Genomic DNA, 21,343 nt, shown 5'->3' with positions numbered 1-21,343 from the left:
TGAACACTCATCGGGGAGCGAACCATTCAAATAATGAATGCGAGCTGAGATCAAGCAGGTGCTTGGGACCCGTAAACCTGAACCAGATAATGCTGGCGTAGGAATTGAGTTAGGAACAACCTCTACCGTTCTCCTCCCTCAAACCTGTGCCGCTCAGACCATGGAGAGCGTCCAGTGAAATTCACATTAACTACCCTTGCTGTTACTACAGCTATTTCTTTTTCTGCCTTTGCTGCAGACAACACTTTGACTGTATACACCTATGACTCTTTTGCTGCGGATTGGGGCCCTCGTCCTGCCGTTGAAAAAGCATTCGAAGAGAAGTGTGGTTGTGATGTGAATTTTGTCGCTCTAGAAGATGGCGTGTCTATTCTGAACCGTTTACGTCTTGAGGGCGGCAACAGCAAAGCCGATATCTTGCTAGGTCTCGACAACAACCTGATGGCTGAAGCGAAAGCGACGGGCTTATTGGCTGAGCATAATGTTGATACGTCATCGGTAACGCTTCCTAATGGTTGGAACGACAGCACTTTTGTACCCTATGACTTTGGCTACTTTGCTTTTGTTTACAATAAAGAGAAACTGGAAAACCCGCCGAAGAGCTTGAAAGAACTGGTTGAGCAGCGTGATGATCTTAAGGTTATCTACCAAGATCCACGTACATCAACACCAGGCCAAGGCATGATGCTTTGGATGAAATCAGTATACGGTGATGAAGCGACAGCAGCATGGAAGAAGCTTGCTCAGAAAACAGTGACTGTAACCAAAGGTTGGTCTGAAGCTTACTCAATGTTCCTAGAAGGCGAGTCGGATTTAGTGTTGTCTTATACAACGTCTCCGGCTTACCACATTATTGCTGAAAGCGATTCTAAGTATGCAGCAGCAAGCTTCGAAGAAGGGCATTACACTCAAGTGGAAGTGGCCGCTAAGGTTAAAGGCAGCAAGAACGAAAAGCTTGCTGATGAGTTTATGGCGTTTATCCTAAGTGATGAATTCCAATCGGCGATGCCAACAGGCAACTGGATGTACCCAGTGACCGATATTGAGCTTCCAAAAGGGTTCGAGCAACTTACGGTTCCTCAGAAAGCGCTAAGCTTTACGCCCGAAGAAATTGCAGCTAAGCGTAAGCCATGGATTCGTGAATGGCAGAGTGCACTTACTTTTTAATTTGCTTTTAAAAAATTAGCTTTCTAACTTTCTGTATTTAAAGGTTTGTTCGATGTTAACTGAGCGAACCATTTACGGTAAAAAATCAATCTATGATAAAGAAAACACCTAAGGTTGGGATTTGGGTAGCGATACTCATTACCGCCTTCGTGGTTTCAGCAGTTGGGGCATTGCTTAGCAATGCCCCTTCTCTTGATATCAGCCAAGTATGGTCCGATCCCTACTATTGGCATGTAACGAAATTCAGTTTTTATCAGGCGACACTCTCAACGGTGCTGAGTGTTGGCTTTGCTATACCTATTGCTCATGCGCTGTGTCGTAGACAATTTTTTGGACGCGCTTTGTTGTTAAGGCTGTTCGCGTCGACCTTAGTCCTGCCAGTGTTAGTGGGTGTATTTGGCTTACTTGCGATCTATGGCAATAGTGGTTGGTTAGCTAAGTTTTTGGCGAACTTCGATATTGAATTGCCATTTTCCATATACGGATTGAATGGTATTTTGCTGGCGCACGTTTTCTTCAACTTGCCTTATGCCAGTCGCTTACTTCTGCAAGCGTTAGATACCGTGCCTGCCGAGCAACACAAGCTTTGTGCTCACTTGGGTATGAGTCATTGGAACAAATTCAGATGGGTTGAATGGCCTCGCTTAAGACAGCAATTACCACATGTGTGTGGCTTAGTCTTCATGTTGTGTTTTACCAGCTTTGCTACCGTGATGGCGCTAGGCGGTGGACCTAAATCAACCACTATCGAGCTCGCTATTTATCAGGCGATTAAATTCGACTTTGACCTTCAAGCTGGTGCCTTGCTCGCGATATGGCAAATGCTGCTGTGTGGTGTGCTAGCGGTGAGCATTCAACGCCTATCGAAGCCTATTTCAGTGACGGCCAGTCAGTTGTCTGAAGAGAAATATTTGGTTAAGGACAGCTGGTGGTCAAAAGCTTGGGATAGCTTTTGGATCATCATAGTCTCAATGCTGGTATTGCCGCCATTAGCTATGGTTATCGTCAGTGGAATTAACTCACAGGCATTAACCGTACTCAGCAGCGAGCCGTTTTGGGCGGCGTTAATGACCTCGGTTAAAGTCGCGTCATTAGCAAGTGTTATCGCAGTTGGTATTGGTATCGCCATACTGCTGACTAGCCGAGCATGGCGTTTACAGAACAAGAATTTTCGAGCCGATAAAATCGAGCTGATTGGCACTATTATCTTAGTGACTCCGGGGCTGGTGATCAGTACGGGTATCTTCTTATTACTGCGTTCATTCACCGATGTATTCAGTTTAGCTTTCTTTGTCGTGATTGCCGTCAACAGTTTAATGGCGCTGCCTTACGTAATTAAAACCTTGGCTCAACCTATGCTGCACCTGTCTCAGCAGTATCAGTATGTGTGTGCGAGTTTAGGGATGACTGGCTTCACTCGATTCAGGCTCGTGGAATGGCGCGCATTGCGTAAGCCGATGGCGCAAGCCTTCTCGATCAGCTTTATGTTGGCGATGGGTGATTTAAGCGCGATTGCTTTGTTTGGTAGCCAAGATTTTAGAACTCTGCCTTTGTACCTATTCCAATTGTTAGGCAGCTATCAAATGGAAGCGGCGGCGGTAGTTTCTGTGAGCTTACTGTTATTGAGTGTCGGCAGCTTTAGCTTAATAGAATTCTTATTTACTCGAAGATCTAAGCTCGATGCTAAAGAATTAAGGAACCGATGATGTTAGTGATGAAAGATGTGGATTACCACTATCACAGAGAGTTGTTTAGCTTTGATTTTCAAGCTGAGCAGGGCGATATTGTTGCGCTTATGGGGCCGAGTGGTGCGGGTAAGTCTACACTGTTGGCGCTAGTTGCTGGTTTCATCGAGCCTACATCGGGTGAGATATCAGTGGCTGGGCAGTCGCTTATTGGTAAAGAAGCACATCAGCGTCCGTTGGCGATGTTGTTTCAAGAGCACAACCTGTTTGCTCACCTTACGGTGCGAGAAAATATTGGTTTAGGTCTGCATCCAGGTTTAAAGCTTACTGCAACCCAAAAGCAAGCTGTGGAGCAAGCCGCAGCGCAAGTTGGCGTCGCTGAGTATTTGGATAGGTTGCCTGAGCACTTATCCGGCGGTCAACGCCAGCGTGTTGCGTTAGCGCGTTGTTTTGTCCAACCTCATGATATTTGGCTGCTTGATGAACCTTTCTCTGCGCTTGATCCTTTGCTGCGTGAAGAGATGCTTAGCTTAGTGAAGCGATTAGCGGCAGAGCGAAATATTACGGTCTTGATGGTGACTCACCATTTAGGTGACGCACGCAGTATCGCGAATAAGTTTGTGTTTGTGGCGCTAGGTAAGGTGTTGGTTGAAGACTCGATAGAGGCACTGACGGCGGATCATCCACAGACAGAATTAAGCTCATTTGTTAAAGCGGGTGAGTGACGACTCATCACTCCTGTGAGTATTTATTGATATTGAGTGCTTCTTGATATCGAGTGCGTCAAAAACAAAAAGACCTAGCATGTGCTAGGTCTTTTATTCACTCTATGAGTAAAGCGAGATAACGATTAGTCTTCTAGCTTTAGCTCTTTTAAGATTTGGAAGATCTCACGAGAAGACTTTGCAGGCTTGTTCGCTGATTTCTCTTTGTTAGCTTGGCGAGCTAGCTGACGAAGACGCTGACGGTCTGCTTCAGGGTACATGTCCATTACTTCTGAAATAGCCGCATCACCTTCAGCAACAACACGATCACGCAGTTGCTCAAGCTTATGTAGTTCAGCTGTTGCTTGTGAGTGCTTGTTACGTACTTTATCCAAAGCCGCTTGAATTGGCTCAGGATCGACATTACGCATTACTTTACCAATGTATTGAAGTTGACGACGCTTCGCTTCATTTTTAAAGCGTTGTGCATCTTTAATCGCTTGTGCCAAATCTTCAGACAGTGGAAATTTATCTAATACAGAAGGCTTTAGACCAACAAGCTCTTCTCCCAGCTTTTGCAGGGCATCCATGTCCGTTTTCATTTCTGTCTTACTTACCCAGATGATTTCTTCTTCTGGTTCCCATGGGGCTTTTTGGTTTTTGCGAGCCATCTTTTCTGCCTATGTCACTATCTCAAACGAATATATTGCCTATTTTAGCAAGAATCTTGGGGAGAAAGCGAAATTCTTGTTATCCTACGTAATATTGACCTAAAAAATTAGAATAGATATGGATGTAAAACAGCAAGTCGCCCAGCAAAGAGTTGAGCTAGAAGCCGCAGTAGCTAAAGCGTTGGATATGGCATCAGTGAGTGCAGACGCAGCTGAGGTCGCTATTACTAAGTCAACGGGTTTAAGTGTTTCAACACGTATGTGTGAAGTGGAAAACGTTGAATTTAATAGTGATGGTGCGCTAGGTATTACTGTTTATCGCGGCCAGAAAAAAGGCAGCGCATCTACATCTGATCTGAGTGAAAAGGCGATTGCTCAAACCGTCGCGGCCGCACTTGATATCGCTCAGTACACTTCTGAAGACCCATTTGCCGGTCCTGCGGCAAAAGAATACATGGTAAAAGAAATTCCAGATTTGGATCTTTTTCACCCTGATGAACCAAACCCTGACTATGCCGCTGAGATTGCGATTGCTGCTGAGAAGCAAGCGTTAGCTTATAGCGATAAGATCAAACAAAGTGATGGCGCAAGCTACGACAGCCACTATGGCGTTAAGGTTTATGGTAACAGCCATGGCTTACTAGCAAGCTATGCTTCTAGTCGTCATAGCACGAGCTGCTGTGTAATTGGACAAGGCGCTAACGGTGAGATGGAGCGTGACTACAGCTACACCGTTGCACGTCACCGTGACGAGCTGTGGACGCCTGAGCGTGTAGGTCAGGAAGCTGCAGAAAAGACGATTAGCCGTTTGGATGCGAAAAAGCTACCAACAGGCCAATACCCAATTATGTTCGCTAACGATGTTGCGACAGGTCTTATCGGTCACCTTGTGATGGCGATCAGTGGCGGCAACCTTTACCGTAAGTCATCTTTCTTATTGGATCATTTAGGTCAGAAAATCCTACCTGATTGGTTCAATATCTCTGAGCGTCCTCACATCCTACGTGGTTTGGCTTCAAGCCCATTTGATAGCGAAGGTGTGTTCACTCAAGATCGTGAAATCATCACTGACGGTGTGCTAGCAACTTACCTACTAACGAGCTATGCCGCACGTAAGATGGATATGACGCCAACCGGTCATGCTGGTGGTATTCATAACTGGTTCGTTAAATCGACCGGTCAAAACTTTGAGCAGATGCTAAAAGAGTTGGGTACTGGCTTCCTAGTCACTGAAGTGATGGGCCAAGGCGTAAACACCGTAACGGGTGATTATTCACGTGGCGCTGCAGGTTTCTGGGTTGAAAACGGAGAGATCCAATACCCAGTATCAGAAGTAACAATCGCAGGTAACCTAAAAGACATGTTTACTCAGATTGTTGCTGTGGGTAACGACGTAGAAACACGTTCGCAAATTCAAACGGGTTCTATCCTGCTTGAGTCGATGAAAGTCGCGGGTGAGTAATTCAATTAAAGCGAATCTGATGAATTAAAAAAGGGAGCCGTGGCTCCCTTTTTGTTTTCTGTATTTCGCCAAAAATTGGCTAACTGCTTATGCTAACTAGATCAGTATGGTCGCTAAGCCTAGGAACACCGATAGGCCAATAACATCGGTTACTGTGGTCAGTGCCATACCGCCAGCAAGGGCTGGATCGATATTCATCTTCTTCAACATCACTGGGATAGTTACACCAGCAATACCTGCGACAATCAAGTTGGTCATCATCGCCGCTGAGATGATGCCTCCCAGTATCCAGTTACCTTTCCAAGCCACCACGATACCACCAATGATAACGGCCCATAGAACGCCGTTTAGGAAGCCGATGGCTGCCTCTTTGAGTAGCAGTTCGCGTTTGTTACTGTCACCGATATGACCGAGTGCCAAACCACGAATCACCAGAGCAACGGTTTGGTTACCCGCAACACCCCCCATCGAAGGCACGATAGTCATCAGAACCGCAATCGCTGCCATTTGATCGAGCGTTGCTTCAAACATGTTTGATACAGATGCTGCCGCCAGTGCTGCGAGTACGTTAGCACCAAGCCACACACTACGACGACGAGCAGATTTTACGACCGGTGCGAAGGTATCTTCGTCATCGTCCATACCCGCCATACTCATCATTGAGTGTTCGGCATCTTCACGGATAACATCAACCACGTCATCGATGGTGATACGACCAACAAGGTGCTGGTTACTATCGATGACAGGCGCAGAAACCCAGTTACGACGTTCAAACAGGCTCGCGATATCTGACGCACTGGTTTCTACCGCGATCGCTTCGTCGGCATCATCCATCACTTCTGAAACAGGGACATCAGGTTGAGTCGTTACTAGCGTGGTAAGTGATAGGTTACCGATAAGACGTTCTTCTTCATCAATAACATACAGAGCATCAGTTGCATCCGGCAGTTCGCCACGCATACGCATGTAGCGCAATACAACGTCAACATCGACATCACCACGAATCGTGATTACGTCGGTGTTCATGATCGCACCCGCTGAATCTTCAGGGTACGACAGGGCAGTTTCAACTAATGCACGATCGACGGAGTCCATTTGAGAAAGGACTTCGCGAGAAACATCGTCGGGTAGGCTTCGAAGTACGTACGCGACGTCATCGGTTTCCATACCTTCGGTTGCTTCTGCCAAGGTCTCAGGTGCCATTTTCGACACAAGAGCATCTTTGACGTCTTCGTTTAGTTCATCAAGAATTTCACCGTAGTCTTCAGGATCGGTGAGTTGCCAGAGTACGTCACGACTTTTGCGAGGGGAGGCTTCTAAAAGGTGTGCAATATCTTCAGGCTCCATGTCCTGAAGTTGTCGGCGTACGTGAACAAATCGGCCGTTTTCTAGGGCTTCGCTGACTTCTTGGAGGGTTTGGTGAGCTTGGTCGAATTCTAATTGCTCTGCCATATTTTCCTCCTATCTCATTATTCTAACAATGGTTGGAATAGTAACTTAATTCTGGGGCTTATTTAAATCATAAACTTAGATAGAACTAAGATTTAATATTGGTTGGTTCGTTGTTTGAGTCTTAGGCGTTGTGAGTGAAGCGTTTTCGCTACTCACCCTCATCAAACTTGTCTTCAATGAGATGACAGACGGCATCCAGTGCTTGCTGTGAATCGGTACCTGCAGCTTGAATCGTAATATGTTGCCCTTGCGCTGATTCCAGCATAAGTAACCCCATTACGCTGTCTGCTGTTGCTGTTTTATCTTCTTCGCTATGGATAGTGATGGTTGCATCAAAGCTTTGTGCAAGCTCAACCAACTTTACGGCTGCTCTAGCGTGAAGACCCAAGCGATTTTGGATCAGTACAGTTCGAGTTAATTCCATGGTTAGCCCTGTTGGTGCTTCTCTAGGGAGGCGTGTCTGATTTGAACTTGATGGCCAAGTTGCTCAAAGTACTCACCAATTTTCTGGGTTAGATAAACCGAGCGGTGTTTGCCGCCAGTACAGCCAATCGCGACCGTTAGGTAACTGCGATTGTTCTTCTCTAACATTGGTAACCACTGTTCAACAAAGCCTTGGATCTGTTGCTTGAGTTCCAGAACTTCTGAGTGTTCTTCTAGAAAGGAGTGAATTGGTGCATCTAGCCCGGTTAGTGGTCGTAGTGCAGGTTCCCAGTGAGGGTTCGGCAAAAAGCGAACATCAAACACGTAGTCGGCATCACTTGGCAAGCCATACTTAAAACCGAAAGATTGAAAGACGATGATCAGCTCTTGCTTCTCTTTGCCTTCAACTTTAAATCGAACCTTTTCACTCAATTCGTAGAGGTTGCAGTCACTGCTGTCGATCACAATGCTGGCGTGCTCTGCGAGAGGTGTCAGAAGTGTCTTCTCTAAATCAATCGCTTGCTCAAGAGAGAGCTTTTCTTGGCCAATTGATAAAGGGTGGATTCTGCGGGTTTCGCTGTAGCGCTTAAGGAGTGTCTGCTTGCTGGCATCGAGGAACAATACATCAACATCGATGTTTGTAGCTGACTCGAGTTGCTCGAGCGTGTCGGTGACTAACTGAGGCTCTTTCGGTAGGTTACGTATATCAATACTTACCGCAACGTTTTGGTTGCTTTCGCGTACCGATTCGACAAAGTTGTTGAGCAGGTTTACTGGTAGATTATCGACACAGTAATACCCCAAGTCTTCTAGGACTCGTAACGCAACACTTTTACCGGCCCCTGATTGGCCACTAACCACGATTAATCGCATGTTATTGCTCGCAAGTTGGCACTTGAATCATGATGTCGTAAAGCTCTTGATCGCTCTGAGCATTACGCAGCTGTTTAAGAGTCTGCTTGTCGTTTAGTCGTTCTGCCATACAAGAAAGGGTTTTTAGATGCTCTTTGCATTGTTCGCTAGGAACAAGCAGGGCAAATAGTAGGTCGACAGGACGATTATCAATCGCATCAAATTCGATAGGATCTTGGCATTGCAGTAATACAGCTATCGCTTTATCACTGACATTCATACGAGCATGGGGAATCGCGATACCATTACCAATACCGGTACTGCCCATCTTCTCACGGCTCAACATACACTCAAATAGCTCTGTTGAATCTTGACCGCAGCTCTCAGCTGCTATCTGGCTGATGAGCTCAAGGGCTCTTTTTTTGCTTGTGCATTGGACTGCACTTTTGGTGCAGTCCAATGAAAGTACTTCGCTTAATTGCATGTTAGTGACTACTTAGCTTTTCTTTGTGCTTGTTGAGTTGGCGGACGAGTTTATCAACCAATGAATCAATCGCGGCATACATGCTTTCATCTGTTGCTGTCGCATGGATTTCCCCCTGATTTATATGCAGGGTAGCTTCTGCGATTTGATTGATTTTCTCAACTTTTAAAACAACCTGAACGCTATTGATATGATCAAAGAAGCGCTCAAGTTTGTCGAATTTGGTGTGAACATAGTCTTGCATTGAATCGGTAAGATCAACGTGATGGCCTTGAATATTGATTTGCATAGACTTTCCTTTTCAGTTGGTTGCCTGATCATAGTTGCTAAGTAACTAGCGACTAAATGAGCTTATAGCAGGCGTTTACGCTGACTCGATGGGGCAATGCCCAGAGACTCACGGTATTTCGCTATGGTACGTCTAGCTACCTGAATTCCTTGGTCAGCCAGTAAAGCAGCAATCTTACTATCACTTAGAGGCTTCGCGGTATTTTCCGCTGCGACAAGCTTCTTGATGAGTGCGCGAATTGCTGTAGATGAACATTCACCGCCATTGTCAGTGCTGACATGGCTTGAGAAAAAGTATTTGAGCTCGAAGATGCCACGTGGCGTATGCATGAATTTTTGAGTCGTCACACGAGAGATCGTGGATTCGTGCATATCAACAGCTAACGCAACATCATTAAGAACCATTGGCTTCATCGCTTCTTCGCCATGTTCGAAGAAATCACGCTGATGTTCAACAATGCATCGCGCAACTTTGAGTAGCGTCTCATTTCGGCTCTCTAGGCTTTTAATTAACCACTTTGCTTCTTGCAAATTTGAGCGGATGTATTGATTGTCGGCGCTGTTGCCTTTACTGCCCAGATCAGCGTACTGCTGATTCACTTTCAACTTAGGCACGCTATCAGGGTTAATGGTCACTAACCATTTGCCAAGGTCTTTGAAGACAGATACATCTGGAACCACATACTCAGTTTCATCCGGAGTAATCTTACTGCCAGGACGAGGGTCCAGCTGTTGAATCAGTTGCAAAACTTCACGTAGTTCTGCTTCTTTCAACTTGGTCTCTTTGATAACCAGTTTGTAATCGCGATTGCCGAGTTGGTCGATATGGCTAGTAAGTACTAACTTAGCTTCGTTAAGCCAAGGCGTATCTTGGGGAAAGGTTGCCAGTTGCAGTAACAAGCAATCTTGCAGGTTGACTGAACCGACACCTAGCGGATCAAACTGCTGAATTCGTTTACGTACCGCTTCAATTTCATCAAGCTCGATCTCTTCATTGTCGAAGTTTTCAAGGATGTCTTCACAAGTTACAGTGAGGTAGCCGTAGTCGTCGATGGCATCGATTAATGCAAAAGCGATGCTTCGGTCGGTGTCAGTGAATGGCGTTAAGTCGAGTTGCCAAAGTAGGTAATCGTGCAGGCTTTGAGTGGTTTCGCCTTGATAAACCGGCATGTCGTCATCAATCGCAATACCCGTGTTACCGGTGTTCGCGCTGTAGACGTCTTCCCAAGTTGTGTCGATTTCTAGTTCGTTGCCAATCTCTGATTTTTCGATTAAGTCTGAGCTATCAGGTAAGTCTTGCTCTGTGGCTTCAACAGTTTCTTTTTCGTCACTGCTAGGTTTTTCTTCCGATGTTGGCGTATCTTCATTGCCTTCTTCGACATCGAGTAGTGGGTTAGATTCAAGTGCTTCTTGAATCTCTTGCTGCAAATCTAAAGTAGACAATTGCAACAAACGAATCGCTTGCTGCAATTGAGGAGTCATTGCTAACTGTTGGCCTAGCTTAAGTTGTAATGAGGGTTTCATTCAGTGTGACTTACCTAGTTATTATTCTTAGAACTCTCGATACTCTCTATATAATCATAGACGGAATTGTTCGCCTAGATAAACTTGTTTAACTTGTTCGTTATTGAGAACATCTTCAGGAGTACCCTCAGCGATCAGGTGTCCTTGGCTTACGATGTAAGCTTTTTCACACACGTCTAATGTTTCACGAACGTTGTGGTCGGTAATCAAAACGCCCAAGCCGCGATCACGCAGGTGAACAATGATTTTTTTGATATCGATTACTGAGATCGGGTCAACACCGGCGAATGGTTCATCCAATAGAATGAACTGCGGGTTTGCTGCTAGTGCACGAGCAATCTCTACACGACGACGCTCACCACCCGACAGAGCCATACCATTGCTGGTGCGGATATGTTGGATGTGGAACTCTTCTAGCAGGTCTTCCAGCTTATCTTGGCGTTGTTCGTTGGTCATTTCATCACGGGTTTGTAAAACCGCCATGATGTTGTTCTCTACGGACAACTTACGGAAAATCGATGCTTCTTGAGGCAGGTAACCGATACCAAGACGAGAGCGGCTGTGCATTGGTAAGATACTGATGTCTCGGTCATCAATGCTGATGGTACCTTCATCACGCGCCACCAAACCAACAATCATATAGAAAGATGTGGTTTTACCTGCACCGTTAGGCCCAAGCAGACCGACGATCTGGCCTGACTCTACCTGTAAGCTTACATCGGTAACAACCTTACGTTTACTGTAGGTTTTCGCTAGGTTTTTTGCTTTAAGAACAGCCATCGTTACTTATTCACTTCCGTTGGTTGTAAAACCGTTGACACTCGTTTGTTTTCACCACTGTCAGCGACTAATTTCTGAGAACCGATCTGGTAAGTGATCTTAGAACCGCGAATGATGCTGCCATCTTGAGATAACATCGCATTCTTAGTCATGATCAGTCGGTCGGCAACAAGCTGGTAGTGCAGGTCGTCAGCTTCACCGTAGAGTGTCTTACCGTCGTCAGTAAGCTGAGAGAAGGTTGCTGGCTTACCGAAGCCTTGAATTTCTTCAATCTCACCGTTTACGGCGTTACGAGTAACAATAACCTTATCGGCATTGATATTGATGCTGCCTTGTTTAAGGTTCACATCACCAAGGAAAGTCACTTGGTTACTTTTCATATCCAATTGCTGGCTGTCTGAGTCAATGTAGACAGGTTGCTCACTATCCGAAGACAGAGCATAGACATTAGGTGCCGCAAGGGTCAAAGCGAATAAACTAAGGTGTAAGAGTTTCATATCTACCTTGAACAGAATTAAAGAGGGTTGCATTGTTGGTACCGAAGTTACCTTTCATTGCTTGTCCCTCAGTTTCAAAAAATGTACCGATCATATGGACCGGAGTCTCTGAATAAAAATCTCGGCTAGGCAGCTCAACAACCATTTTATCTGTGGTCATTGTATCGAAGCTGGCTTCTGGCAACAGGTTCTTTGCCACGACGTTGTCATAAAACGTGACAACTTGATTCTCATCCATAATCGCGCGATCAGCGGTGACTTGCCATTCAATCGTGTGCCCTTCACGGAATACCGAAAGAACTGGGTTTTGAAAGTGCGTATCGCCAACTACTGAGTAGTGTTCTAAATACGTCGATTCAACCTGATAGCTGCGAATACCGCTTTCGTCGTAGCTAATGTTGTTCAGGCTTTTGCCACTAAACGCGGGCAGCTCCAAATTTGGAGCCACTTGTATCGTTGATGTTTGCTCTTTGTCGTACAAGTAATAGGTCGACCAAGAGGCAATAAATATGAGTATTAAATAGATAATACGAGTAAAACTCATATGCTTAAACCTTTATGCACGTCGAGTTCATTTCTTGCTTGTAAAATAAGGTCACAGACTTCACGTACCGCGCCATGACCACCGTTAATGGTTGTCACGTAGTTTGCACGCTTTGCAAGTAGCGGGTGCCCATCTGCCACACAGACCTTCAAGCCAACTTTTTCCATTACAGGCCAGTCAATCAGATCGTCTCCGATGTAACCTGTATTTTCAGGGTTTACAGAAAGCTTATCGCAAATATCTTGGTATGCCTTAACTTTATCGTCTTGACCTTGATAAATCAGCTTAATGCCTAGAGCGGTCATACGATTCTCAACAATTTGAGATTTGCGACCCGTGATGATCGCGATTTCAATGCCTGCGTTCATCAGTGATTTGATACCGTAACCGTCACGAGTGTGGAAGGTTTTCAGCTCTTCACCGTTGTTGCCCATGTAGATGCGACCATCAGAGAAGACACCATCGACATCGCAAATCAGCAGTTTGATCTCTTTTGCAATCGCAAATACATCTGAATTAACAGTGCCGTATAGAGTTTCGACTGTCTGTGTCATTACATTACTCCTGCTTTCAGTAAGTCATGCATGTTTAACGCTCCTACTAATTTACCTTCTTGGCATAACATCAGGCCATTGATGCTCTTCGCTTGCATCAAGTTTAAGCCCTCAACCGCGAGCATGTTTGGCTCGGCTACCGTCGGGTTTAGCGTCATCACATCACCGATCTGCGTGTTATGGATATCAACGCGTTTGTCTAAGATACGGCGTAAATCACCATCGGTAAAAATACCGGCCATTTGGCCATCTTCACCAACGATTGCTGTCATGCCTAAGCCTTTCTGAGATATCTCTAGTAGAGCGTCTCTTACTAGTGCGTCGGGTGCTACAACAGGAAGTGAATCGCCTGTGTGCATGATGTCGTCGAGCTTCAACAGCAGCTGACGACCTAAAGCGCCGCCAGGATGAGACAGGGCAAAGTCTTGAGCGGTGAAGCCTCGAGCCTGCAAAAGTGCAACGGCTAATGCATCACCCATGACCAAAGTCGCCGTGGTGCTTGTTGTTGGTGCTAAGCCCAGCGGACAAGCTTCTTCCGGTACTGAAATTTGTAAATGGATATCAGACAGGGTTGCCATGTTTGATGCTGGCTTGCCTGTCATGCTGATGATCTTGATGCTCAGACGCTTTAACACAGGAAATAGGCTGAGGATTTCTCCCGATTCGCCGGAGTTGGATATTGCAATCACAATATCACCAGGTTCGATCATGCCTAAGTCGCCATGCGCCGCTTCGCCTGGGTGAACAAAGAAAGCCGATGTCCCGGTACTTGCCAATGTTGCTGCGATTTTGTTGCCAATGTGGCCTGATTTACCCATGCCCATCACAACGACTTTGCCTTTGTTGTTCAGGATAAGGTCGCAAGCTTTACAAAAATCATCATTAAAATATTGGTCTAATTGAGTGAGACCTGCAACTTCGGTTTCCAAAACTTGTTTTGCAACGCTGCGGTAATCAAATGGCTGAGACATCAAATACTCCAAGTACGGGAAGTTAAATCAACAATTAAGCCGACATGTTCATTAATAGGTAACTTTGGTAGGCCACGAACGTCACAATTAACACGCCGCCTTCAATACGATTCACACTACGAGATTTTCCTAGTGCCATCACAACAAGTAGTAGCGATACGCCTAGCATTACCCAGAAGTCACGACCCATAGCGAACTCGCTCAAGATCGAAGGGTTTAGGATGCCCGGGATACCCATAACAGCAAGGATGTTGAATACGTTTGAACCAATGATATTACCTACAGCCATATCATCTTCACCCTTCATAACGCCGGCTAGTGATGCTGCAAGTTCAGGAAGGCTAGTACCAACAGCAATGATGGTTAAACCAATGACAAGGTCGCTCATGCCGAAGAACTTCGCGATGATCACAGCGTTATCTACCAGCATATCAGCAGCTAAAGGTAGGACGATTAGACCAATCACTACCCACATTGCAGCCTTAGGGTTACTTACGCCTTCAGGGATCTCTGATTCTTGCTCATCAAGGAAAGCATCGCCGTTCTTTTTCTCGCTGCGGCTGATTTGCAACATAGCAAACAAAAACGCGGCAAAAAGAACAAACAACAACACGCCTTCATAGAAGCCTAAATGGTTATCCCACAATAGGGCGCCCGCTAGCAGAGTGACACCGATCATTAATGGTAGTTCACGACGAATCACGCCTGAGCTAATCGATAACGGCTTGATAAGGGCTGTAATACCTAAAATCAGCGCGATGTTGGCGATGTTAGAGCCCAGTACGTTGCCTACAGCTGTATCTGTTTTGCCATCAAGGGCTGCTGTCGCAGAAACCATCATTTCAGGAGCCGAAGACCCCATTGCTAAGATCGTCATACCGATAACTAGTGGTGAAATACCGAAGTTGCGAGCAAGAGCAGCGGCACCGTAAACCAGCTTATCTGCACTCCACACCAAAAAACCTAGACCGATAATAAGAAACGCAATCGCTTCAAGCATGATGATTCCTAAAAAATTAATAAAAACGGAGAATTAACCGCTAATTTTGACCTGTTGCTAGATAAAAGGGAAGTCACTCGGCAAATTAATTACCAGTTAGCAGGCAAGAAAGAGAGATCAATAGATAATTTCCTAATGCTTTCAAATCCCTGCATAGATTCCTGTTTAATATGAATTAATTGAACAGTGCTTTTAATTCTAAAGTAGACTCATTATTATTGCAGCCATAATTGGCGTTTTTTAAAGCAAGGAAACAACAAAAATATGTTGAACACTGAGCTTGTGAAAGTTAAGAACCTCAGCTTCTCACGCGGTGACCGCGTTATCTTTGATGACATCAGTTTAGAGGTGCCTCAAGGCAAGATAACCGCCATCATGGGGCCGTCTGGGATCGGCAAAACGACTTTACTGCGTTTGATCGGTGGGCAACTGCCGCCAGATGAAGGCGAAGTTTGGTTTGATGGTGACAATATCCCTGCATTATCACGTCGAAAGCTATATCAAGCACGTAAGAAAATGAGCATGCTATTCCAATCGGGTGCGCTTTTTACGGATCTCAATGTCTTTGATAATGTGGCGTTTCCGCTGCGAGAGCACACTGAACTTAATGAAAAATTCATTCGTACCATCGTATTACTTAAGCTTGAAGCGGTAGGATTACGTGGTGCTGCGCAATTGATGCCGAGTGAGTTGTCTGGCGGAATGGCTAGGCGTGCCGCACTGGCGCGCGCAATCGCACTGGATCCAGAACTTATCATGTACGATGAGCCGTTTGTTGGCCAAGATCCCATCACCATGGGCGTATTGGTTGAATTGATACGAAATCTCAATCAAGCCTTGGGCTTAACCTCGATTGTTGTTTCTCACGATGTGCCAGAGGTGATGAGTATTGCTGATTGGGTTTACCTCATGGCAGATAGCAAGATTATTGCCGCTGGAACACCTGATGAGTTGTACAACAATAGCGATCCGAGAGTGCAGCAATTTTTGCAAGGCGAAGCCGATGGTCCAGTACCATTTAGATTCCCTGCGAAGAGCTTAGAAAAGGATTTGTTTTAATATGATTGTTAAAACTATTGCGGGTGTCGGTAAGCGTACACTTGCGAGCTGTGAGTCATTTGGTCGAGCAAGCTTGATGTTATTTGGGGCTTTGTTTGGCATCCCGCGACTAAAAAACTTCCCCTTATTAGTAAAACAACTTTATAGCGTTGGCGTTCAGTCATTGGCTATTATTTTAGTTTCGGGTCTGTTTATCGGCATGGTGCTCAGCCTGCAGGGCTATGTCGTGTTAATTGACTACGGCGCTGAGGGAAACCTTGGTCAAATGGTCGCGCTTTCACTGTTGCGTGAGTTGGGGCCTGTGGTGACTGCGTTATTATTTGCAGGTCGAGCCGGTTCAGCACTCACGGCAGAGATTGGGTTAATGAAGGCAACAGAGCAGATCTCAAGCCTTGAGATGATGGCCGTTGACCCTCTTAAACGCATTATTGCACCACGTCTTTGGGCCGGGCTTATCTCAATGCCATTGCTTGCTATGATTTTTATGGCGGTAGGTATTTGGGGCGGTCAACTGGTTGGTGTTGATTGGAAAGGCATTGATCACGGCAGTTTCTGGTCTGCGATGCAGTCTTCAGTAGAACTTGGCCGAGATATTGGTAACAGCATGATCAAATGTATGGTCTTCGCTATCACCGTAACTTGGATCGCACTTTTCAATGGTTATGACGCAGTACCGACTTCAGAAGGTATCAGTCAGGCAACCACACGCACTGTAGTGCACTCTTCTCTAGCGGTACTAGGGCTAGATTTTGTTCTTACCGCATTGATGTTTGGGAATTAATCATGCAACAAACTCGAAAATTAGAATTATGGGTCGGCACCTTTGTTATTGCCGGAATTTGCGCAATCTTAATCATGATCTTTCAAGTCGCTGACGTAAAAGGCATAGGTTCGAACCATACTTACAATCTAAAAGCGACCTTTGACAACATTGGCAGCCTAAAAGTTCGTTCTCCAGTGAAAGTGGGTGGCGTCGTTGTTGGACGAGTTAAAAGCATTGAGCTTGATACCGAGAGCTACCTTCCTGTCGTTGAACTGTCTATTGACGGGAAGTACTCACAATTTCCAGATACCTCTAGTGCTCAAATTTTAACATCTGGCTTAATTGGTGAGCAGTACATTAGTCTGGTTCCAGGCTTCATTTTTGATGATGAAGAGATGTTGGTCGATGGTGATTCAATTGAAGACACTAAGTCAGCATTGGTACTAGAAGATTTGATTGGCCAAGTGCTGTATAGCGTTGGTGGTTCTAATGACAGCGAAGCTAAGGAATAAGATAATGTTGAAAACTATTAGTTATTTAAAAGCTATTGGTTACTTGAAATCAATGTTTATGGCGGCAATGGCGTTGCTTATTTCTACCCAAGCCTTTGCTGCAGAATCGATTGACCGTACTCAGCCTTACCAGATGATGACTCAAGTTGCCGAAGTGGCATTTGAGCGTTTGAAGAGTGAACAAGACAACATCCACCAAGATCCAGAGTTATTGAAGGTCATCGTGGAAGAAGAGTTGATGCCTTATGTGAATGCACAATATGCAGCTCTTAAGTTACTTGGACCAAACTTGAAAGGCGCGGATAGAAAAGACGTGGGCGTGTTTATCGATTCATTCCGTAAATACCTTGTTTCTTCTTATGCCCAAGTGCTGACTCAATACACAGATCAGACGATTGAATTTGGTCCAGAACCAAAAATCAAAGCGGATAGCCGCATTACCAGTATCAAGGTCGACATCATCGATACGCCGCGACCAAACATTAAGCTTGAATTTAAGCTTCGCAAAGACAAGAAATCTGGCGAGTGGAAAGCATTTGATATGGTTGCCGAAGGTATTAGCTTGTTGTCGAGCAAGCAATCGGAGTGGAATACTAAGATTCGTCAAGAAGGCATCTTACAAGTTGCAGACGAACTAGAGAAATTAGCCGCACAACCGATTCGTTTTGAGAGTAACAAATAATGAGCCATTCTCAATGGCAAGCACTAAGCTCTAAAGAGTATCAACTGTTCGGTGATTTAGACCGAGACAGTGTCCCTGCAATCTGGCGTATATTGGAAAAGTGGCAAACGACGGAATCGAGCGTTGAAATTGACCTTAGCCATATAAATCGAGTCGATTCAGCAGGAATGGTGATGCTAATTCACTTATTAGAGCATGCAAAAAATCAAAACTGTCATATAATGCTCAGTTTCGTGCCAGAACAATTACGAACGTTGTTCCAATTGAGCAATATCCAGCCAATGATGGCAGAACACATAAAAAATTAGGCAGGAGCTATTTGTGGACAGCACAAAAGTACAAGAATTATTAGCAGAAGCACTGAACCTTCAGGAAATTTTCGTGAAAGGGGAAGGCAGTCATTACGAAGTTGTTGCGGTTGATCCATGTTTTGACGGCATGAATCGAGTTAAGAAGCAGCAACTAATCTACGGCCCACTAATGGAATACATTCAACGCAATGACATCCATGCTCTTTCTATTAAGGCTTTCACGCCGGAAGAGTGGGAACGTGATAAGAAACTGATGTCACTTTAAGGTTTATGATGGAAAAGTTTCGAGTTATTGGATCGGATAAGCCGCTAAGCGGTGAAGTGACGATCTCAGGCGCAAAAAATGCAGCGCTACCTATCTTATTTGCTTCAATTCTTGCTGAAGAGCCAGTGGAAGTAAGTAACGTTCCTCACCTACGTGACATCGATACTACGATGGAACTGCTTAAGCGTTTAGGCGCAAAAGTATCGCGTAATGGTAGTGTTCATGTTGATGGCAGCGAAATTAATGAATTTTGTGCGCCTTACGATTTAGTGAAAACAATGCGTGCTTCTATCTGGGCTTTAGGTCCTCTAGTCGCTCGTTTTGGTGAAGGCCAAGTGTCACTTCCAGGCGGTTGTGCAATTGGTGCTCGACCTGTTGATCTGCATATCCACGGCCTAGAGCAACTAGGTGCGACCATTAAGTTGGAAGATGGTTATGTGAAAGCAAGTGTTGATGGCCGTCTGAAAGGCGCGCACATCGTGATGGATAAAGTAAGTGTGGGTGCCACCATTACTATCATGTGTGCAGCAACGCTAGCGGAAGGAACAACAGTACTCGATAACTCAGCGCGTGAGCCTGAGATTGTTGATACGGCTGACTTCCTAAACAAACTGGGTGCTAAAATTTCTGGCGCAGGTACAGATACGATTACTATCGAAGGCGTTGAACGTCTTGGTGGTGGCCAACACTCTGTGGTTGCTGACCGTATTGAAACAGGTACTTTCCTGGTTGCTGCTGCTGTTTCTGGCGGTAAAGTGGTTTGTCGCAACACCAACGCTCATCTTCTTGAAGCTGCCTTAGCGAAGCTTGAAGAAGCGGGTGCGAAGGTTGAAACGGGCGAAGACTGGATCAGTCTTGATATGACGGGTCGTGAACTGAAAGCGGTGAAAATCGTAACGGCACCTCACCCTGGTTTCCCAACCGACATGCAAGCACAGTTTACTCTGCTTAACATGATGGCGAAGGGCAGTGGTGTTATCACTGAGACTATCTTTGAAAACCGTTTTATGCACATTCCTGAGTTACAGCGAATGGGTGCAAAAGCGGAAATCGAAGGTAACACGGCTATCTGTGGTGAAACGGAAAAACTGAGCGGCGCTCAAGTAATGGCAACGGACCTTCGCGCATCTGCGAGCCTTGTTATTGCTGGCTGTATTGCTCAAGGTGAAACCATCGTTGACCGTATTTATCACATCGATCGTGGCTACGATAAGATTGAAGATAAATTGTCAGCCTTAGGCGCAAACATTACACGATTTAGTGAGTCGAACTAACCTAGGTTAGTGGATTCATGAATCAGTAAGATGAAAACATAAAAGTCGGAACCTTGGTTTCGGCTTTTTTATAGTTGTATTTACCGCGAGTAAATCTATTGCTCATTTTTGCGCGAATAGATGAATCAACTTGGCGGTCGGTGAGGAACAAAATGATAGCAATATTACGTATTTTCGCAGTGGCGATATTTGCGATTCTTATGTTTGTATTTGGTTGTGGTTACTGCCTATTAAGTCCACGCAACCCGAAACACGTATTTACCTTTGGCCGTTATTTCGGTCGCATGTCGAAGATCTTCGGCATGAAGTTAGAGCTTCGCATCCCAGAAGATGCCTACTCTCGCGGCCAACATGTTTATGTGGCGAACCACCAAAACAGCTGGGATCTATTCACGATTTCATCAGCGGTAACGCCAAAAGTGGTAACTGTTGGTAAGAAAAGCCTAGTGTGGATGCCTCTATTTGGTCAGCTTTACTGGTTGACGGGTAACATCCTAATTGACCGTGCTAACCGTAGCAAAGCGGTAGGTACGATTGATCAGGTCGTGACGAGTCTAAAAGAGAGCGATGTTTCAGTTTGGATGTTCCCTGAAGGCACTCGTTCTCGTGGCCGTGGTCTGCTGCCATTCAAAACAGGTGCATTCCATGCTGCGATTGGTGCTGGCTTGCCTATCGTCCCTATCGTGTGTAGCTCAACCGGTGGCGTGAAGCTAAACCGTTGGAACAATGGTCACGTGATTGTTGAAATGCTGCCACCAATCAGCACTGAAGGCTACGACAAGTCTAATGTTCGTGAACTGGCTAACCTAGCTCGTGAGCAGATGGCTGCGAAACTTGAAGAGTTAGACAAAGAAGTGGTTGAGCTTAATAAAAAGTAATTATCTAAGCGAAACGATGAACAATAAAAAAGGTTGCCAACTGGGCAACCTTTTTTTGTATCTAATAAACACCCAGTATTACGCTAAGTCGTTTATTAGAAGGTGTTTAATCTAAAGATTAAAACCTATTTGCGAACCGCAATCGCTTCGATCTCGATACCTACATCTTTTGGCAGACGAGCTACTTCAACACATGAACGTGCAGGGTAGTTTGCAACGCCGTGCTCATCGAAGAATTTACCGTAAACTTCGTTTACTGTGCCGAAGTCGTTTAGGTCTTTAACGAATACCGTTAGTTTTACGATGTCTTTTACAGTCAGGCCTGAAGCTTCAACAACCGCTTGAACGTTGTCTAGAGATTGGCGAGCTTGCTCTGCGATATCAGCAGATACTTCACCAGTTGCTGGATTTACTGGGATTTGACCAGAAGTCAGTACCATGTTGCCAAGGTCAACGCCTTGTACGTATGGGCCGATTGCAGCTGGAGCAGATTCTGTGTGAAGTACTTTAGTCATTGGTTTATTCCATCAGTTATTAGATA

General features: G+C 45.3%; 26 protein-coding genes and 1 riboswitch. Of the genes, 12 read left to right on the top strand and 14 right to left on the bottom strand.

Translation table 11 applies throughout. The features are described from left to right. Nucleotide 1: 1 nt before the first annotated feature. A riboswitch (TPP riboswitch) is annotated at nt 2–121 on the top strand. 53 nt (nt 122–174) lie between these two features. The 3 genes from thiB to thiQ all read left to right on the top strand — a co-directional run bounded on the left by thiB (nt 175) and on the right by thiQ (nt 3,577). Continuing rightward, on the top strand, nt 175–1,167 hold the full coding sequence (gene thiB / locus AB4307_RS18070; RefSeq protein ID WP_017058906.1) for a thiamine ABC transporter substrate binding subunit: 993 nt from the start codon (nt 175–177) through the stop codon (nt 1,165–1,167). A gap of 92 nt (nt 1,168–1,259) precedes the next feature. After that, complete coding sequence (gene thiP, locus AB4307_RS18065; RefSeq protein WP_170967441.1) at nt 1,260–2,873, top strand: thiamine/thiamine pyrophosphate ABC transporter permease ThiP; 1,614 nt, start codon at nt 1,260–1,262, stop codon at nt 2,871–2,873. Further along, nucleotides 2,873–3,577, top strand: a complete 705-nt coding sequence (gene thiQ / locus AB4307_RS18060) for a thiamine ABC transporter ATP-binding protein (protein ID WP_017071293.1) — start codon at nt 2,873–2,875, stop codon at nt 3,575–3,577. The genes thiP and thiQ overlap by 1 nt, the downstream gene beginning before the upstream one ends. Before the next feature lie 125 nt (nt 3,578–3,702). On the opposite strand, the gene yjgA is transcribed toward thiQ, so the two are convergent. After that, nucleotides 3,703–4,227 carry a ribosome biogenesis factor YjgA gene (yjgA, locus tag AB4307_RS18055; RefSeq protein ID WP_372132846.1) on the bottom strand — a complete coding sequence of 175 codons (525 nt, stop codon included), beginning with the start codon at nt 4,225–4,227 and terminating at the stop codon, nt 3,703–3,705. Between the two features lie 118 nt (nt 4,228–4,345). On the opposite strand from yjgA, the gene pmbA reads away from it, so the two are divergent. Next, on the top strand, nt 4,346–5,689 hold the full coding sequence (gene pmbA, locus AB4307_RS18050; protein ID WP_017058910.1) for a metalloprotease PmbA: 1,344 nt from the start codon (nt 4,346–4,348) through the stop codon (nt 5,687–5,689). A 96-nt stretch (nt 5,690–5,785) separates the two neighbouring features. On the opposite strand, the gene mgtE is transcribed toward pmbA, so the two are convergent. From mgtE to AB4307_RS17990, 12 genes are all read right to left on the bottom strand, one after another. After that, on the bottom strand, nt 5,786–7,141 hold the full coding sequence (gene mgtE, locus AB4307_RS18045) for a magnesium transporter (RefSeq protein WP_017058911.1): 1,356 nt from the start codon (nt 7,139–7,141) through the stop codon (nt 5,786–5,788). A 148-nt stretch (nt 7,142–7,289) separates the two neighbouring features. After that, nucleotides 7,290–7,565, bottom strand: coding sequence for an HPr family phosphocarrier protein (locus AB4307_RS18040; protein WP_017066670.1), 276 nt, complete (start codon nt 7,563–7,565; stop codon nt 7,290–7,292). 2 nt (nt 7,566–7,567) lie between these two features. Next, the gene (rapZ, locus tag AB4307_RS18035; protein WP_017063735.1) at nt 7,568–8,437 is read right to left on the bottom strand and encodes an RNase adapter RapZ; all 870 of its coding nucleotides are present in this window, start codon (nt 8,435–8,437) and stop codon (nt 7,568–7,570) included. Between the two features lies 1 nt (nt 8,438). Then, complete coding sequence (gene ptsN, locus AB4307_RS18030) at nt 8,439–8,900, bottom strand: PTS IIA-like nitrogen regulatory protein PtsN (RefSeq protein WP_004738707.1); 462 nt, start codon at nt 8,898–8,900, stop codon at nt 8,439–8,441. Nucleotide 8,901: 1 nt separating this feature from the next. Next, a complete protein-coding gene (gene hpf, locus AB4307_RS18025; RefSeq protein WP_009847742.1) occupies nt 8,902–9,189 on the bottom strand; it encodes a ribosome hibernation promoting factor in 288 nt (95 codons plus the stop codon). A gap of 62 nt (nt 9,190–9,251) precedes the next feature. Further along, a complete protein-coding gene (locus AB4307_RS18020) occupies nt 9,252–10,712 on the bottom strand; it encodes an RNA polymerase factor sigma-54 (RefSeq protein ID WP_017058913.1) in 1,461 nt (486 codons plus the stop codon). 54 nt (nt 10,713–10,766) lie between these two features. After that, on the bottom strand, nt 10,767–11,492 hold the full coding sequence (lptB, locus tag AB4307_RS18015; RefSeq protein WP_004735304.1) for an LPS export ABC transporter ATP-binding protein: 726 nt from the start codon (nt 11,490–11,492) through the stop codon (nt 10,767–10,769). Nucleotides 11,493–11,494: 2 nt separating this feature from the next. Then, nucleotides 11,495–11,989 (bottom strand): lipopolysaccharide transport periplasmic protein LptA, encoded by a 495-nt coding sequence (gene lptA, locus AB4307_RS18010; RefSeq protein ID WP_017058914.1) that lies wholly within the window; start codon nt 11,987–11,989, stop codon nt 11,495–11,497. Then, a complete protein-coding gene (gene lptC, locus AB4307_RS18005) occupies nt 11,970–12,533 on the bottom strand; it encodes an LPS export ABC transporter periplasmic protein LptC (RefSeq protein ID WP_004735306.1) in 564 nt (187 codons plus the stop codon). Before lptC ends, lptA begins: the two co-directional genes overlap by 20 nt. Beyond that, nucleotides 12,530–13,087 carry a 3-deoxy-manno-octulosonate-8-phosphatase KdsC gene (kdsC, locus tag AB4307_RS18000; RefSeq protein ID WP_017058916.1) on the bottom strand — a complete coding sequence of 186 codons (558 nt, stop codon included), beginning with the start codon at nt 13,085–13,087 and terminating at the stop codon, nt 12,530–12,532. Before kdsC ends, lptC begins: the two co-directional genes overlap by 4 nt. After that, entirely contained in the window at nt 13,087–14,058 is a 972-nt protein-coding gene (gene kdsD / locus AB4307_RS17995) for an arabinose-5-phosphate isomerase KdsD (protein ID WP_017058917.1), read from the bottom strand. The genes kdsC and kdsD overlap by 1 nt, the downstream gene beginning before the upstream one ends. 34 nt (nt 14,059–14,092) lie before the next feature. Then, nucleotides 14,093–15,058, bottom strand: a complete 966-nt coding sequence (locus AB4307_RS17990) for a calcium/sodium antiporter (protein ID WP_017063737.1) — start codon at nt 15,056–15,058, stop codon at nt 14,093–14,095. A 264-nt stretch (nt 15,059–15,322) separates the two neighbouring features. On the opposite strand from AB4307_RS17990, the gene mlaF reads away from it, so the two are divergent. From mlaF to AB4307_RS17950, 8 genes are all read left to right on the top strand, one after another. Beyond that, the gene (gene mlaF, locus AB4307_RS17985) at nt 15,323–16,117 is read left to right on the top strand and encodes a phospholipid ABC transporter ATP-binding protein MlaF (RefSeq protein ID WP_017058919.1); all 795 of its coding nucleotides are present in this window, start codon (nt 15,323–15,325) and stop codon (nt 16,115–16,117) included. 1 nt (nt 16,118) lies between these two features. Beyond that, nucleotides 16,119–16,898, top strand: a complete 780-nt coding sequence (gene mlaE, locus AB4307_RS17980; RefSeq protein WP_017058920.1) for a lipid asymmetry maintenance ABC transporter permease subunit MlaE — start codon at nt 16,119–16,121, stop codon at nt 16,896–16,898. A 2-nt stretch (nt 16,899–16,900) separates the two neighbouring features. Continuing rightward, entirely contained in the window at nt 16,901–17,392 is a 492-nt protein-coding gene (mlaD, locus tag AB4307_RS17975) for an outer membrane lipid asymmetry maintenance protein MlaD (protein WP_017058921.1), read from the top strand. A 52-nt stretch (nt 17,393–17,444) separates the two neighbouring features. Next, on the top strand, nt 17,445–18,074 hold the full coding sequence (locus AB4307_RS17970) for an MlaC/ttg2D family ABC transporter substrate-binding protein (RefSeq protein ID WP_120459707.1): 630 nt from the start codon (nt 17,445–17,447) through the stop codon (nt 18,072–18,074). Then, nucleotides 18,074–18,382, top strand: a complete 309-nt coding sequence (locus tag AB4307_RS17965; protein ID WP_017058923.1) for an STAS domain-containing protein — start codon at nt 18,074–18,076, stop codon at nt 18,380–18,382. Before AB4307_RS17970 ends, AB4307_RS17965 begins: the two co-directional genes overlap by 1 nt. Before the next feature lie 13 nt (nt 18,383–18,395). After that, nucleotides 18,396–18,650, top strand: a complete 255-nt coding sequence (gene ibaG / locus AB4307_RS17960) for a BolA family iron metabolism protein IbaG (RefSeq protein ID WP_017058924.1) — start codon at nt 18,396–18,398, stop codon at nt 18,648–18,650. Between the two features lie 8 nt (nt 18,651–18,658). After that, nucleotides 18,659–19,924 carry a UDP-N-acetylglucosamine 1-carboxyvinyltransferase gene (murA, locus tag AB4307_RS17955; RefSeq protein WP_017058925.1) on the top strand — a complete coding sequence of 422 codons (1,266 nt, stop codon included), beginning with the start codon at nt 18,659–18,661 and terminating at the stop codon, nt 19,922–19,924. A gap of 152 nt (nt 19,925–20,076) precedes the next feature. Then, entirely contained in the window at nt 20,077–20,802 is a 726-nt protein-coding gene (locus tag AB4307_RS17950) for a 1-acylglycerol-3-phosphate O-acyltransferase (protein ID WP_372132843.1), read from the top strand. A gap of 125 nt (nt 20,803–20,927) precedes the next feature. Here the strand turns inward: AB4307_RS17950 and AB4307_RS17945 are convergent, their stop codons facing one another. After that, on the bottom strand, nt 20,928–21,317 hold the full coding sequence (locus tag AB4307_RS17945; protein WP_004735319.1) for a RidA family protein: 390 nt from the start codon (nt 21,315–21,317) through the stop codon (nt 20,928–20,930). Between the last annotated feature and the right edge of the window lie 26 nt (nt 21,318–21,343).

The sequence above is a fragment of the Vibrio sp. 10N.261.52.C2 genome, from assembly GCF_041471425.1.
GTDB lineage: Bacteria > Pseudomonadota > Gammaproteobacteria > Enterobacterales > Vibrionaceae > Vibrio > Vibrio crassostreae_C.
Note: the sequence above shows the minus strand (reverse complement) of the source record. Positions and strands in the feature narration are given on the sequence as shown.

Bases quoted from the DNA above. Each gene is read 5' to 3' on its own strand.
- kdsD (WP_017058917.1), bottom strand. From the start codon at position 14,058: ATGTCTCAGCCATTTGATTACCGCAGCGTTGCAAAACAAGTTTTGGAA.
- yjgA (WP_372132846.1), bottom strand. From the start codon at position 4,227: ATGGCTCGCAAAAACCAAAAAGCCCCATGGGAACCAGAAGAAGAAATC.
- ptsN (WP_004738707.1), bottom strand. From the start codon at position 8,900: ATGCAATTAAGCGAAGTACTTTCATTGGACTGCACCAAAAGTGCAGTC.
- AB4307_RS18020 (WP_017058913.1), bottom strand. From the start codon at position 10,712: ATGAAACCCTCATTACAACTTAAGCTAGGCCAACAGTTAGCAATGACT.
- pmbA (WP_017058910.1), top strand. From the start codon at position 4,346: ATGGATGTAAAACAGCAAGTCGCCCAGCAAAGAGTTGAGCTAGAAGCC.
- AB4307_RS17965 (WP_017058923.1), top strand. From the start codon at position 18,074: ATGAGCCATTCTCAATGGCAAGCACTAAGCTCTAAAGAGTATCAACTG.
- mlaD (WP_017058921.1), top strand. From the start codon at position 16,901: ATGCAACAAACTCGAAAATTAGAATTATGGGTCGGCACCTTTGTTATT.
- AB4307_RS17970 (WP_120459707.1), top strand. From the start codon at position 17,445: ATGTTTATGGCGGCAATGGCGTTGCTTATTTCTACCCAAGCCTTTGCT.
- AB4307_RS17990 (WP_017063737.1), bottom strand. From the start codon at position 15,058: ATGCTTGAAGCGATTGCGTTTCTTATTATCGGTCTAGGTTTTTTGGTG.
- mlaE (WP_017058920.1), top strand. From the start codon at position 16,119: ATGATTGTTAAAACTATTGCGGGTGTCGGTAAGCGTACACTTGCGAGC.
- hpf (WP_009847742.1), bottom strand. From the start codon at position 9,189: ATGCAAATCAATATTCAAGGCCATCACGTTGATCTTACCGATTCAATG.
- AB4307_RS18040 (WP_017066670.1), bottom strand. From the start codon at position 7,565: ATGGAATTAACTCGAACTGTACTGATCCAAAATCGCTTGGGTCTTCAC.
- murA (WP_017058925.1), top strand. From the start codon at position 18,659: ATGGAAAAGTTTCGAGTTATTGGATCGGATAAGCCGCTAAGCGGTGAA.
- lptB (WP_004735304.1), bottom strand. From the start codon at position 11,492: ATGGCTGTTCTTAAAGCAAAAAACCTAGCGAAAACCTACAGTAAACGT.
- lptC (WP_004735306.1), bottom strand. From the start codon at position 12,533: ATGAGTTTTACTCGTATTATCTATTTAATACTCATATTTATTGCCTCT.
- mlaF (WP_017058919.1), top strand. From the start codon at position 15,323: ATGTTGAACACTGAGCTTGTGAAAGTTAAGAACCTCAGCTTCTCACGC.
- rapZ (WP_017063735.1), bottom strand. From the start codon at position 8,437: ATGCGATTAATCGTGGTTAGTGGCCAATCAGGGGCCGGTAAAAGTGTT.
- kdsC (WP_017058916.1), bottom strand. From the start codon at position 13,087: ATGACACAGACAGTCGAAACTCTATACGGCACTGTTAATTCAGATGTA.
- thiQ (WP_017071293.1), top strand. From the start codon at position 2,873: ATGTTAGTGATGAAAGATGTGGATTACCACTATCACAGAGAGTTGTTT.
- thiP (WP_170967441.1), top strand. From the start codon at position 1,260: ATGATAAAGAAAACACCTAAGGTTGGGATTTGGGTAGCGATACTCATT.
- AB4307_RS17945 (WP_004735319.1), bottom strand. From the start codon at position 21,317: ATGACTAAAGTACTTCACACAGAATCTGCTCCAGCTGCAATCGGCCCA.
- lptA (WP_017058914.1), bottom strand. From the start codon at position 11,989: ATGAAACTCTTACACCTTAGTTTATTCGCTTTGACCCTTGCGGCACCT.
- AB4307_RS17950 (WP_372132843.1), top strand. From the start codon at position 20,077: ATGATAGCAATATTACGTATTTTCGCAGTGGCGATATTTGCGATTCTT.
- mgtE (WP_017058911.1), bottom strand. From the start codon at position 7,141: ATGGCAGAGCAATTAGAATTCGACCAAGCTCACCAAACCCTCCAAGAA.